General features: G+C 63.1%; 11 protein-coding genes. 3 read left to right on the forward strand and 8 right to left on the reverse strand.

What is annotated here, in order from left to right; genetic code table 11:
* Positions 1-66 precede the first annotated feature (66 nt).
* Positions 67-1068, reverse strand: a complete 1002-nt coding sequence (locus tag ORS3428_RS11550; RefSeq protein ID WP_071097628.1) for a GlxA family transcriptional regulator — start codon at positions 1066-1068, stop codon at positions 67-69.
* A gap of 127 nt (positions 1069-1195) precedes the next feature.
* Between ORS3428_RS11550 and ORS3428_RS11555 the strand changes: the two genes are divergently transcribed.
* Both ORS3428_RS11555 and ORS3428_RS11560 read left to right on the forward strand, forming a co-directional pair.
* Entirely contained in the window at positions 1196-3193 is a 1998-nt protein-coding gene (locus ORS3428_RS11555; RefSeq protein ID WP_071097712.1) for an oxidoreductase, read from the forward strand.
* A gap of 158 nt (positions 3194-3351) precedes the next feature.
* Entirely contained in the window at positions 3352-5004 is a 1653-nt protein-coding gene (locus ORS3428_RS11560; protein WP_071097630.1) for an ABC transporter substrate-binding protein, read from the forward strand.
* Positions 5005-5211: 207 nt separating this feature from the next.
* Here the strand turns inward: ORS3428_RS11560 and ORS3428_RS11565 are convergent, their stop codons facing one another.
* Positions 5212-5898, reverse strand: a complete 687-nt coding sequence (locus tag ORS3428_RS11565; protein WP_071097632.1) for a GntR family transcriptional regulator — start codon at positions 5896-5898, stop codon at positions 5212-5214.
* Between the two features lie 208 nt (positions 5899-6106).
* Between ORS3428_RS11565 and ORS3428_RS11570 the strand changes: the two genes are divergently transcribed.
* Positions 6107-7084, forward strand: coding sequence for a GlxA family transcriptional regulator (locus ORS3428_RS11570; protein WP_071097635.1), 978 nt, complete (start codon positions 6107-6109; stop codon positions 7082-7084).
* A 32-nt stretch (positions 7085-7116) separates the two neighbouring features.
* Here the strand turns inward: ORS3428_RS11570 and ORS3428_RS11575 are convergent, their stop codons facing one another.
* The 6 genes from ORS3428_RS11575 to ORS3428_RS11600 form a co-directional block, all read right to left on the reverse strand.
* On the reverse strand, positions 7117-8295 hold the full coding sequence (locus ORS3428_RS11575) for an ABC transporter ATP-binding protein (protein WP_071097638.1): 1179 nt from the start codon (positions 8293-8295) through the stop codon (positions 7117-7119).
* The gene (locus ORS3428_RS11580; protein WP_083355094.1) at positions 8288-9430 is read right to left on the reverse strand and encodes an extracellular solute-binding protein; all 1143 of its coding nucleotides are present in this window, start codon (positions 9428-9430) and stop codon (positions 8288-8290) included. Before ORS3428_RS11580 ends, ORS3428_RS11575 begins: the two co-directional genes overlap by 8 nt.
* On the reverse strand, positions 9427-10269 hold the full coding sequence (locus ORS3428_RS11585) for an ABC transporter permease (protein WP_083355095.1): 843 nt from the start codon (positions 10267-10269) through the stop codon (positions 9427-9429). Before ORS3428_RS11585 ends, ORS3428_RS11580 begins: the two co-directional genes overlap by 4 nt.
* Positions 10266-11102, reverse strand: a complete 837-nt coding sequence (locus ORS3428_RS11590; RefSeq protein WP_244507929.1) for an ABC transporter permease — start codon at positions 11100-11102, stop codon at positions 10266-10268. The genes ORS3428_RS11585 and ORS3428_RS11590 overlap by 4 nt, the downstream gene beginning before the upstream one ends.
* Before the next feature lie 178 nt (positions 11103-11280).
* A complete protein-coding gene (locus tag ORS3428_RS11595; protein WP_201788307.1) occupies positions 11281-12168 on the reverse strand; it encodes a class I SAM-dependent methyltransferase in 888 nt (295 codons plus the stop codon).
* A 104-nt stretch (positions 12169-12272) separates the two neighbouring features.
* A complete protein-coding gene (locus tag ORS3428_RS11600; protein ID WP_071097643.1) occupies positions 12273-12716 on the reverse strand; it encodes a nuclear transport factor 2 family protein in 444 nt (147 codons plus the stop codon).
* Positions 12717-12736: the final 20 nt, after the last annotated feature.

Consider the following 12736-nt stretch of genomic DNA (forward strand, 5'->3'; position numbering starts at 1 on the left):
AATCAGGGCTGGGAAGGGCGCATGCCTTTAAGCTTCAGCAATGCCACGAGCGAACATTGTCGCGCGTCACGCTGCTCCAATGCGCCTGAATTGCTCGGGCGTCATCGAAAAGTGCTTCTTGAAAGTGCTVCAGAAATGCGCGGTGTCGCTGAAGCCGGTTTCATAGGCAATCTCGGTCACGCTGCGCCGCCGGCTGGCAAGCAGCTCACGCGCTGCGAGCAGACGTATCCGGCGCCAGAACGCGGCTGGCGCGGTTTGGAGGTCTGCCAGGAAGGCTCGGGTCAAGCGCGCCTTGGAGGTGTTTAGAGAACGCGCAAGCTCGTCAATCGAGCATGGCGTATCGAGACGGGTCTCCATCACTTTCACCGCCTCCACGGTCAGCCGCGACGCCGCCCCRAGCGCCTCCTCATACGGCTTCGTCCTGAGAGCGATACGAGGCTCTTCCGGCTTGAAGAGAAGATAGTTGAGCGCTTTCTGAGCCCTGCCGGCATTGCTGTAGTGAGCAATGAGGAAGGCCGCGACCTCGATGGCCACGATGCTCCCCGGGCAAGTGACAATGTTGCCGTCGATGACATAATTTTGGCTGGTGACCGGGCTGACATCCTGAAACCTGGCGACGAACTCGCCCAGCGTATCGAAATGCAAGGCGCATTCCCGATGCTTGAGAAGGCCGGCCGCAGCCAGCACGAAGCTGCCCGTGCACAAGCCGATGATGGGGATGCCACGTTTGTTCGCAGCCTGCAGGTAGTCGAACGTCGCCGCCTGGATACCCTCCATATCCCGCACCAGTCCTCCGCATACGGCTATGCAGTCATAGGCGCTTAGATCTTCCAGATTTCCTGTCGGAACCATCTCGAGGCCGCAGCTTGCACGCRCCGGTAGCGGCCCTGCCGAAATGAAATCCCACGCGAAATAGACCTGCCGGCTCTGATCCTGCTTGTCGRCCGCCAATCGAAGAGCATCAACGAAACTCGCCATAGGGGTCAGGGTGAAGCTTGGACAAAGGATGATGCCTATTTTCAGGTAGGGCAGGCCCACGCGGTCCGGCGCCTTCAGTGCAGGTGTCATGCAGGCTCCTCCTCGCAGTCCTTCCAAATCTTATGAAAAACGTATCGAAATCACAATTCGGGAATTTCGCGAACCGCTAATGTTCGGTCGTTCCAACCAGATGAGCCTTCGCAGCGCAGAAACTGTGATGTCACTGAAGCCGGCCTTCCCGAAAATCCTCGAGCCGCTCCAACTGCGCCACAAGACGCTGCGCAACCGGATCAGTTTCGGCGCTCACACCGCCAACATGGCCGAGGACGGTCTGCCCGGAGCGCGGCACCTGGGCTATTACCTGGAGCGGGCCAGGGGAGGCGCGGCCATGATCGTGGTCGAGCCCATGCCGGTCCATCGCACGGCTCGGTTGACGCGCGGCAACTTCCGTCACGACGATGATGCGGTGATCCCCGGTTTCAGGGCGATCACCGATGCGTGCAAGGCCGAAGGGGCGGTGATGGTTCACCAGCTCTACCATGTCGGCCAGCATGGGGATTACGACAATTCCTACTCGGCGAACTGGTCGCCATCGGRCTTGCCGTCCTACCACGACGGAGACGGCAGCCATCGCATGCGCGAAGCAGAGATCGAGGAGATTATTGAGAGCTTCGTTCGCGCCGCCGTTCGAGCCAGGAAGTGCRGTTTCGATGGCGTGGAGTTGTTCGGCCCCTACAATTCGCTCATCGAACAGTTCTGGCTTCCCTGGTCGAACCGCCGCGACGACCGCTGGGGTGGCTCGTTCGAAAAMAGGATGCGTTTCTCGACCGAGATCACCTCGCGCATCCGTGCTGCTGTCGGTGAAGACTTCATCATCGGTCTCGCCTCGAGCATCGACACCTCTGTCGAAGTGGGGATGAACACGGAACTCCTCCAGGAGATTGCCGCGTATCACGATACGCGGGCCCTGATCGACTACATCAGTTGCGGCACGGGCAGCTATTTCGACCACTCGTCCGTCATGCCGACCTTCCTGTTTGCCGACAAGCTGGGCGCTCCCAACGCTCAGGCGCTGAAAGAAGTCTGCAAACACGTCCGCGTCCAGGCCGAGAGCCACATCCGCACGCCGGAGAACGCGAATGAGGTCATATCGTCGCGACAGGCGGACATGGTCAGCATCGTGCGCGGTCAGATCGCCGACCCGCACTGGGTCAACAAGGTGGCGAGCGGCCGCGACGCCGACATTCGCGGCTGCATCTCGTGCAACCAGATGTGCTGGGGCAGAAGGTCGAGGGACTACTGGATATCGTGCCTCGTCAATCCATCGGCCGGCCGCGAATTCGAGTGGGGCGGCGATTGCTTCGGGCCGGCCGAGACGCCGAAGCGCGTGCTGGTGGTGGGAGGCGGCCCTGCCGGTCTCGAAGCGGCTCGCGTCGCCGCCGAGCGCGGTCACAGCGTGACGCTCGCGGAGGCCGGCCCGCAACTTGGCGGACAGTTCAGGCTCGCGGGCTTGCAGCCTCGCCGGGCTCAAATCCTGGGACTGATCGATTGGTACGAACGACAGTTGAGCAGGCTGGAGGTAAGCGTGCTCTTCAATACCCCGCTTGACGCCGGGGAGATTGCCGGCCGCGATTTCGACGAAATCGTCATCGCGACGGGCTCGCAGCCGGCAGGTACCGGTTTCCAGCGCGGACTGCCCGGGCAGGATCGCCTTCCGGGTGTCGACCTGCCCAATGTCTGGTCCGTCGAGGACGTGATGACCCGGACGGCACGCCTGGGGAACCATGTGCTGCTCATCGACGACACCGGTGACTGGCGGGGTCTCGGCACCGCTCTCGAAATCGCGGCGCGCGGCCACCGCGTCACGGTCGTCACGTCCTGGCCGGTGCTCGGACGCCACCTGCAGCGGACGGAAAGCGACGGCGTCGCGCGGGCCAAGCTGAAGAGCGCCGGCGGCCAATGGATAACGGACTCGGTGGTCAAGGAATGGCAGGGCGACCGGGCGACGCTCAGGTGCCACCTCGATGGGACCGAAACCGTCATCAAGGCCGACACGCTGGTCCTTGCAACCACCAACGTCTCGGACACCTGGGTCCTGGACGATCTCGAGGATCACGTGCCCGCGCTGAAGCCGAAGGTGATCGGCGACGCCTTGGCGCCGCGCCTCGCTGTGGCGGCAATCTACGAGGGGAGGGTGCTCGGCCAATCCATTTAGGCAGCCGGACGGCTGACATTCTCCTGCTGGCCATTCGCTGTCGGGCGGAGACACGGGTGGTTCCGAAACCCGAGGGCTCGGCCCGCTACCTCGGGAGCCGAAAGTTGGTTGGGCAATGCGTGAGAGAGACAAACAATCATCAAAAGGGAGCACTCGAAATGAAGTTCTTCAAAAGCGGAGGAACCCGCGTACCGAAAGAGATAACCCGCATGGCCATGGACGTTCGCAAAGGCCTTATGGACCGRCGCGAATTCCTCGCGATTGCCAGCGCGTTCGGAGCCTCGACCGCGGTCGCCTACGGCATGGTCGGTCTGGCCGCGCCGACGCCGGCATTCGCCGAGGAAGGCAAGAAGGGCGGAACGCTTCGCGTTGCCATGGTCGTAAAGCAGCAAAAGGATCCGCGGACCTATGATTGGGTGGAGATGGCCAATATCAGCCGCACCTGGCTCGAGCCGCTGGTCAGGTATACCCGCGAATTCACATTCGAGCCGGTGCTTCTGGAGAGCTGGGAGGTCAACGGCGACGCCACCGAATACCTGCTCCATGTCCGCAAGGGCGTAACCTGGAACAACGGCGACACATTTAACGCCGACGATGTCGTCTACAACTTCAATCGCTGGTGTGACAAGAACGCGCCGGGCAATTCCATGGCCGCACGCGTCAACAGCCTGGTCGACCCGAAGACCGGCAAGGTGCGGGAAGGCGCCGTCACCAAGGTCGATGACTACACGGTCAAGCTCTCGCCGAGCGACCCGGACATCGCGATCATCGCCAATATCACCGACTATCCGGGCCTGATCGTGCACCGCAATTTTGACGCCGATGGCGCCAATCCGGTGACAAAGCCGATCGGCACCGGTGCATTCGAGCTYGTCTCCTACGACGTCGGCCAAAAGGCCGTCGTCAAACGGCGCGAGAGCGGCAAGTGGTGGGGTGGCGAGGCGCTGCTGGATGGGATCGAGTTCATCGACTACGGAACCGATCCAGCCGCGATGGTAAGCGCCTTCGAGGCCGGCGAGGTCGACCTCAACAATGAAACCGGAGCGGACTACGTCGAGATTCTAGACAAGCTTGGACTTCACCAGACGGAGATCCAGACCGCGACCACGCTGGTTGCCCGCACCAACGTCACGCAGAAGCCCTATGATGACAAGCGCGTTCGCAACGCTCTCCAGATGGCGGTCGACAACAACGTTGTGCTGCAACTCGGCTATGCCGGGCGTGGCACGGTGGGTGAGAACCATTTTGTCAGCCCGATCCACCCCGAATACTACCCTCTGCCCAAGAAAGCGCGCGACGCGGCAGGTGCCAGGAAACTTATGGCCGAGGCGGGYCAGGCGGATTTCGAGCACGAATTGATTACCGTCGACGATGATTGGAACAAGAGCACGGGGGATGCGATCGCGGCCCAGCTTCGCGACGCCGGCATCAAGGTCAAGCGTACGGTGATGCCCGGCTCGACCTTCTGGAACGACTGGACGAAGTATCCATACTCCGTGACGGTCTGGTACATGCGTCCGCTTGGCGTCCAGGTTCTGGCGCTGGCATTTCGTACGGGCGAGGCCYGGAACGAGACAGGCTACTCCAATCCGGAATTCGACAAGAAGCTCAAGCAGGCCCTGTCGGTGAGCGCCCCCGAAARGCGGCGCGAGGTGATGAAGGACATCGAGACCATCATTCAGGACTCGGGGATCATCATCCAGCCCTATTGGCAGAAGCTCTACAACCACATGAGCAAGAAGGTGAGGAACTACGCCATCCACCCGACCTTCCAGATGGATCTGCAGAAGGTCTGGCTGGAACAGGCCTGACGCATCGGCGTCCAGGGGCGGCGGCCGCTGAATCTGCTTCTTCGAGGAAGGTTCGAGGCCGCTGCCGGGACCGGCGGCCGGCGTTTGTCTCCAGAGCAATTCCAGGAAAAGCGTGAAGCGGTTTTCCGTCAGGAATTGCGTCAAAGCAAAGAGATTGAGCGTTCGCCGTTTCGGTGAAACGGCGAACGCTCTAGACCAAAGCCGCCGTCAGGAATCGCCGACCAGGGCATCCGCCTTCAAGCCCTGGGGCGCGATGAACATCTCCATGTTCTCGCGCGACAGTTCCCAGTGCTCGAACACGAGGTCGACGACGGCGTCCTCGTCATGCGCGCCTATGGCCGAGATGAAGCCGTCATGGTGTTCGACGGCCATCTGGAGCCGCTTGCGCATGTCGTCGTTGCGTGGACGGAAGAAGGTATGGCCGATGCGGGCGTGGTCGATCAGCAGCCTGCCGAGGCTTGGCTGAAGGTAGGCATTCGCGGACATCTCGCCGATGATCTCGTGAAAACGGTTGTTCTCGACCACCATGGCAAGCGCGTCGCCCGACTTGCTGGCCGTGCGGAACCGCTCCTGCGTGTCCTTCAAGTCCGACATCTGCGAAGGCTTGAAATTTTGCACCGCCAGCCGGCCGACGGCGGCGTAGACCATCGGCGCAACCAGGAAGAACTGTCTCAGCGTCGCGTGGTTCATCGGGACGACCCGGGCGCCCCGGTTCGCCCGGATTTCGATATAGCCTTCGCCCTCCAGCCGGCGGAAGATTTCTCGGACAGGGGTGCGCGACAGGCCGTAACGCTCGCTCAGCGCCACCTCGTCCAGATCCTCGTCGGGATCGAGCTCCATTGTCAGGATGCGACGCTTCAGATCGTCATAAAGACTGCCCTTGCTGCCTTTCATCGCGCACCTTCGGAATGATTCTGCCAGTCGATCACACATTTGGCACCGCTGGAAGAATCGCATGCGCTTGCGGGCGAGTCAATGAATTGTATTTTCTTGGTACACAATATATAGGCTGATGGATCGGTAGCTCGCGCGTATGAGAGGCAGGCAAGACAATTTGGACCGGACGAGCTTCGGATAGCGCGAGGGATAGCTCGGGAAACAAATGGCCAAGAAATTTGCGTTTCTCCTGGTGCGCGACTTCACCCTGTCGCCGCTGTCGCTTTTCATCGACACGCTGCGCCTGGCGGGCGATGAGGGCGACCGCAGCCGCAGGGTGGAATTCGACTGGCAGATCGTCGGCGAACGCGGCCTGCCGATCAGGGCGAGCTGCGGCGTCGAATTGCTGCCGACGAAGCCGGTTGGCAATCCGGAGGATTTCGACAACATCGTCGTGGTCGGCGGCCTGCTCGACACCAACCGAAGCCTCAGCTCGGAAAAGGAGGCGTTCCTGTTGCGGGCCGCCGACAGGGGCGTGCCCATAACCGCGCTTTGCACGGGAAGCTTCGTGCTCGCGCGCTACGGATTGCTGGACGGCTACAGCGCCGCCGTCAGCTGGTTCCACATCAAGGATTTTCGGGCCGAGTTCCCCGAGGTGAACGCGCATGCCGACAGCCTGTATTCCGTCGACCGCGGCCGCGCGACCTGCGCCGGCGGCACCGGCGCGGCAGACCTCGCCGGCTATTTCGTGTCACAGTTCATTGGCCAGAAGGCGGCGGAGAAGGCCGCCAAGATCCTTGTGCTCGATCGCATCCGCAACATCAGGGACGTGCAGCCCGTCGGCGACCTGTTTCCCGAAGCCTCGAGCCGCGCCGTCAAGCGCGCCCTGCTGCTGATGGAAAGCAGCCTCCAGGAGAAGATATCGGTCACCGAGATCGCAAGCCGCCTGAATTGCTCGCGGCGCCAGCTCGAGCGCCTTTTCGCGACCGAGCTGGGCATCAGCCCGATGGCCGCCTATCTGGCGCTGCGCGTGCATTATGCGAAGTCGCTGCTGGAAGGCAGCGACCTGGCAGTCGGCGAAATCGCCTACCGGTGCGGCTTCGGCAATGCCGGGCATTTCAGCCGGGTGTTCCGCGAGCACACCGGCATCACGCCGACCCATCTCAGGCATCCCAACCGCCTGGTTGCTCAAGCGGTGAAATAGTGCCTCTGTGAGGAGGGAGCGGCGCGGGCGTCTTAGGAGATCCGCCGCCCGCTCTCGTCCAGGAGAACGCAGCCGCCGGGGTCGAACCCGATCTCGATGGCCTCGCCCTCGCGGATGACGCGGCCGTTGATCGGCGCGTTGGCCCGCACGCTTGTCTTGCCGCCGATGTCGATTTCGTAGATGGCGCTGCCGCCGAGATAGGAGGTCGAGACGACGCGGCCGGAGAGCCGGTTCGAGCCCGCCGCCGCGCCGACCGACAGTTTTTGCGGCCGGACCACGACGGTGACCTTGCAGCCGGGCGCAAGCCGCCTGGGCGACTTCACATCGACCGTCTGGCCGGCGGCAAGCGCGACCGTCGTCGGGCCCCCGGACCTGGTGACGTCGGATTTGCTCACTGTAGCCGCAAGCATATTGGCCTTGCCGAGGAAGTCGGCGACGAAAGCGGTGGCCGGCGTCTCATAGACCTCCTCAGGCGCGCCGATCTGCTCGACCGCGCCGGCATTCATCACCACGATGCGGTCCGACATGGAGAGCGCTTCTTCCTGGTCGTGCGTGACGAAGATGGCGGTGATGCCGGTTTCCTTCTGGATCTTCTTGATCTCGACGCGCATTTCCTCGCGCATGTTGGCGTCGAGCGCCGAGAGCGGCTCGTCGAGCAGCAGCACCTGCGGCTGGAAGACGATGGCGCGGGCCAGCGCGATGCGCTGCTGCTGCCCGCCCGACAATTGCGAGGGCAGCTTCTTCTCGCTGCCCGGCAGCCGCACCATTTCCAGCGCCTGGCGGACCTTGCGCGCGATCTCCGGCTTCGGCACGTTGCGGTATTTCAGGCCGAAGGCGACATTGTCGAACACGCTCTTGTGCGGGAACAGCGCGTAGCTCTGGAACACCAGCCCGATATTGCGCTTGTAGATCGGCACGTCGTCGACCCGCCGCCCGTCGATCATGATCTGGCCACTCGAAATGTCGACCAGCCCGGCGATGGAGCGCAGGATCGTCGTCTTGCCGCAGCCTGAAGGCCCGAGCAGCGTGACGAAGCTGCCCTTGTGGATCGACAGCGAGAAGTCGCGCACCGCGACGAACTTGCCGTAGGCGATGTCGATGTTGCGGAACTCGACCGCTGGCCTGTTCGCCTCGGCCGCGCCGGAAACCGCGGCGGGTGTCCCGGCCGAAACCGGCCGGGGGCTGAGTGTCGTGTCGTGGCTGTCAGGCACCTTTCGCGATCCTGTCCCACTGCTTCGTCCAGGCGTCCTCGTTGGTCGCCCAGTAGACCGGATCGGCGAAGGTCAGCGCCTTCATCGAGCCCGTCTTGTCGAAGGCCGGCAGCTTCTCGATCTTCTCGGTGAGCTTGACCTTGGTCGGGTCGAGCGACGGCGGATAGCTCTGGCCCTCGGCCACGGCGATGGAGGTCGCCGGGTCGAGCATGAAGTTGATCAGTTCCTCGCACTCGGCCATCGGCGAGCCTTTCAGGATCAGCATGTCCTCCATCCAGGCATAGGAGCCCGCCGGATCGAGATAGCCGATCGGATGGCCCTGGTCCTGCAGGGCGGCGACGCGGCCCGACCAGGCATCGGTCACCACGATCTCGCCCTTGGAAAGCAGGTCCATCAGCTCCGCGCCGGAGCTCCAGAACTTCTTGGCAAGGTCGCGCGTCTCGCGCACCTTGGCCCAGATCATTTCCATGTCCTTGATGTTGTTGGGGTCCTGCCCGGTGGCCAAGGCCGCGTACCAGACGCGCGTGGTCATGTCGGCATAGCCGCCGATCTTGCCGGCATATTTCTTGTCGAGCAAAAGCGCGGCGCCGTTTTCCTGCGCTTCCTCCGGCGAGATCACCTTGGTGTTGTAGGCGATGYCGGTGGTGCCGTAGTCGTAAGRCACGGCCGAGAGCTTCGGCGTCAGCTTGCGGAACGGTTCGATCATCGGCTGCAGCACATTCACCATGTTGGGAATGTTGGCCTCGTTGATCTCCGAGTTCATGCCGGCATTGATGTATTTGATGTAGTAGTTGACGCCGGACGAATGCACGATCTGGAAGTCGCCGGGCTTCGCCGTCTTGATCTTGGTGATGATCTCGTTCTCGTCCCCGAACGTACCCTGGACCACCTTGATCTTGGTCTTGGCCGTGTAGGGCTGGAAGGCATATTTGTCGATCGCGTCCTGCACCGTCCCGCCCCAGCCGTCGAAGCGCACCTGTTYGACCGCGGCAAGCGCCCGGCTCATCCACGGCATGGAAAGGCCGGCCGAGGCGGCGGCAGCCGCGGTCAGGCTCAGGAACGTCCGGCGGCTGAGATCGCCGTTGACATACCGATCGTGCAGCCTTTCCAGCCGCTTGGTGGTGGACATTTTCATTGTGCTTCCTCCTTTGGTTCGCCACGTCTTCTGAATTTTGTCAGGCTTTGCAGGATCGCGCCGCCGATCAGCGGGATGCCGACGGTCACAACGATCATCACGGTTCCGAGCGCGTTGATCTCCGGGCTGATCGAGATCTTGAGCATGGAAAGGATCTGGGTGGGCATGGTCTCGACACCGGCCGGCCGCCAGAACAGGCTGGCCGAGGTGTTGTCGAAGGAGATGGTGAAGGCGAGCAGCGCGCCCGCCACGACCGCCGGGACAAGCAGCGGCAGCGTGATCTCGCGGAAGGACGACAGGCGAGGGGCCCCGAGCGACAGTGCCGCCTCCTCATAGACGCGCCGGATGCCCACCATGCGCGCCTGGGTGATCAGCACCACATAGGGCACGGCGAGCAGGATATGGCCGAGCACCAGGAGAAGCATGGTCCGCGGCTGGTCGACGGCCTTGATCAGCACCAGGAGGCCGACGCCGAGGATGGTTTCCGGCACCAGCGCCGGCAGGATCACCAGCGTGCTCAGCGCCTGCTTGCCGGGAAATTCGAAGCGCACCAACGCAAAGGCCGTGACGACGCCGATCGCCGTGGTGGCGGCCGCGGTGACCAATGCGATCCACAGCGATGTGCGGAAGGCGGCCAGCACCGCCTCATTGGCCATCAGCTTGCCGTACCATTGCAGGGAAAACCCAGTCATCGGGAAGCCGCCGAACATCGAGGCGTTGAACGACAGGATGACGGTCGCCAGGATCGGCGCGAACATGAAGATGTAGACGCAAAGCGTGATGAAGCCGGTCAGCCGCCAGGCCCATCGGCCTTCCTCCTTCCGCCCTGCGGGCTTCATCCGCCAAGTCCTTTCACGATCTGCGACATGCCCATGTAGCGGGTGTAGATGGCCGCGAAGAAGCCGAGCACGACGAAGAGCACGATCGACAGCGTGGCGCCCATCGGCCAGTTCAGTTCGCCCATGATGGTGTCGTAGATCAGGTTGCCGAACAGCGCGTCGCGGCCGGAGCCGAGAAGCTGYGGYGTCACATAGCTRCCGGCCGCGAGCACGAAGCAGAGCAGCAGGCCCGCCGCGAGGCCCGGCAGCGAGAGCGGCAGGGTCACCTCGCGGAACGCCTGCGCGCTGGTGCAGCCCATCGAGCGCGCCGCCGAGATCAGCGTGCGGTCGATGCTCTCCAGGCTCACATAGACGTTGAGGATCATGTAGGGCAGCAGGAAATGCAGCAGCCCGAGGATCACCGCGCCCTCGTTGTAGAGCATAGGCAGCGGCTCGCTGATGATGCCCAACTTGAGCAGCGCCACGTTGATGACGCCCTGTTCRCCCAGGATGTTGATCCAGGAAAAGGTGCGGATGGTGAAGCTGATCCAGAACGGCACGATGAGCAGGAGCAGCAGCAGCCACTTGTGTTTGAAGGTGGTGGCCCAGATGAAATAGGCCGGGAAATAGCCGAGCACGCCGCAAAGCAGGGCGGTGATGGCGCCGACCCTCAGCGTCTTCAACAGGAAGCCGKGATAGTAGCTGTCGGTGAGGAATTMGTGCCAGTTCGCGGTCGTGAGCGCKCTGGTTTCGACGCCGGCGGTGACGAAGGTGAAGAACGTATAGGCCGCCATCACGGCGATCGGCAGCACCAGGAAGAAGATCAGCAGCAGAAGCACCGGTGCGGTCAGCATCCAGGCCAGCCGTGGATCATACAAGGTCCATCGATTTTTCATGCACACCCGTGCGCTTTCTTCGAAGCGCTTATTGTTCCCGCGGGCAGATTGGGTGATTGGCGCCGCGATGTCTACAGCCGGCGATTGAGCCAGGGATACGTTCGCGATCCTGCCAGGATGGACGCCGCTGCTCTGCCTACCGCTCCCGCCTCGCGGTCACTTTCCACGAGCTGGAGCCCATCATGACGCCGTCGGGCGTCAGGTACGGCTCCAGTTCGGCCTTGAGCGCTTCGGTTATTCGCGTCCGTTTCCGGGTTGCTTCGTCCTCCGCCTCCCGGAAGACCTCGCCGGCCGGTCCGAGCGCGAGCTGGAATTCGACCGCCTCGTCGAGCTCGCGGCCGACAAGTACGTCGGCATCGATGCGCTCGAAGGAGATCTGGCCGTAGCCGGCGCCCTCGAGGAGGCGAGTGACGACATCGGGATCGGCCATCGAGAAAGGCCCCGGACCGCAGGTGCGGGCATTTTCGCTCGGCCGCGGCAGGAAGCGCAGGACGACGTCCCTCGGGATCGACAGCCACGGATTTTCGGCCAGCTCGCGCCAGACGATCATCGTCATCGTGCCGCCGGGCCGCAGGCCGGCGCGCACGTTGCAAAGGGCGGCAACCGGGTCCTCGAAGAATTGGGTGCCGAAACGCGAGAAGCAGAAATCGTGGATCGGTTCGAACGGATAGGTTTCGACGTCGGCTTCGAGAAAGACGGCGTTGCGAATGCCGGCGCGCGCCGCATCGCGGCGAGCATGATCGAGAAAGGCCTCGCAGCAGTCGAGCCCGACGACCAAACCCGAGGGGCCGACGATCCTGGCGAGCTCGAGCGTCGTGTCGCCGAAGCCGCAGCCGGCATCGATCACCCTGTCGCCGGGGCCCACCTCGAGCGTCGGGAACACCTGCGCGCTGTGCTGCGCCAAGCCGTCGACGACGATGTGCTTCCAGCGGATGAATTTCGGAACCAGCACGTCGTTCCAGAAGTCCGTGTAGCGCGTTGCGACGAAACGCGGTGGCTGTTGGATCGGTGCCGGGCTGCTCACGGGTGTTTCTCCTTGTTGTCGGGGTGCGAGYCGGCATTGGCGTCGGCTCGTACCGGAATGGTCGTTGGTGCGAGCCGGCTCCAGGGCCGGCGCGCGGGGCGGGATCAGTTCTTGGCGGGTTTCGGTTCGGCGACGAAAGCGAGCGTCAGGTAGGCGATGTGCCCGTCGCGAACCACGAAGGTGTCGGCGCCGAAGGGATAGCGGCCGGATGGCGTGTCGCCCTTCCAGAGGAAATACACGACGGAGCCGTTCGCCGTGAACTGGCCGGGCGTGAAGGTCGCGCCCGGTTCGGAAAAACTCTTCACGAAAGCCGTCAGCAGCCCGCGCAGGTTTTCGGTTCCGCTGATCGGCGCCTGGGCTGGCAGGATCACGACGGCGTCGTCTGTGAATGTCTTCAGCATCGCCTCGACATCGCGCGCGTCCCAGGCCTTCAGATATTGCCTGACCGGCGCTTCGCCGGGGGCTCCTTCATCCGCGATCGCGACTGCTGGAACGCCGGCGGTTGCTGCGAGCACGGTCGCGGCAAGCACTTGCTTCAATCTGGTCATCGGTCTTCTCCTTGGTTTGC

Source organism: Mesorhizobium sp. ORS 3428 (genome assembly GCF_001854785.1).
GTDB lineage: Bacteria > Pseudomonadota > Alphaproteobacteria > Rhizobiales > Rhizobiaceae > Mesorhizobium.

Bases quoted from the DNA above. Each gene is read 5' to 3' on its own strand.
- ORS3428_RS11570 (WP_071097635.1), top strand. From the start codon at position 6,107: ATGGCCAAGAAATTTGCGTTTCTCCTGGTGCGCGACTTCACCCTGTCG.
- ORS3428_RS11600 (WP_071097643.1), bottom strand. From the start codon at position 12,716: ATGACCAGATTGAAGCAAGTGCTTGCCGCGACCGTGCTCGCAGCAACC.
- ORS3428_RS11565 (WP_071097632.1), bottom strand. From the start codon at position 5,898: ATGAAAGGCAGCAAGGGCAGTCTTTATGACGATCTGAAGCGTCGCATC.
- ORS3428_RS11585 (WP_083355095.1), bottom strand. From the start codon at position 10,269: ATGAAGCCCGCAGGGCGGAAGGAGGAAGGCCGATGGGCCTGGCGGCTG.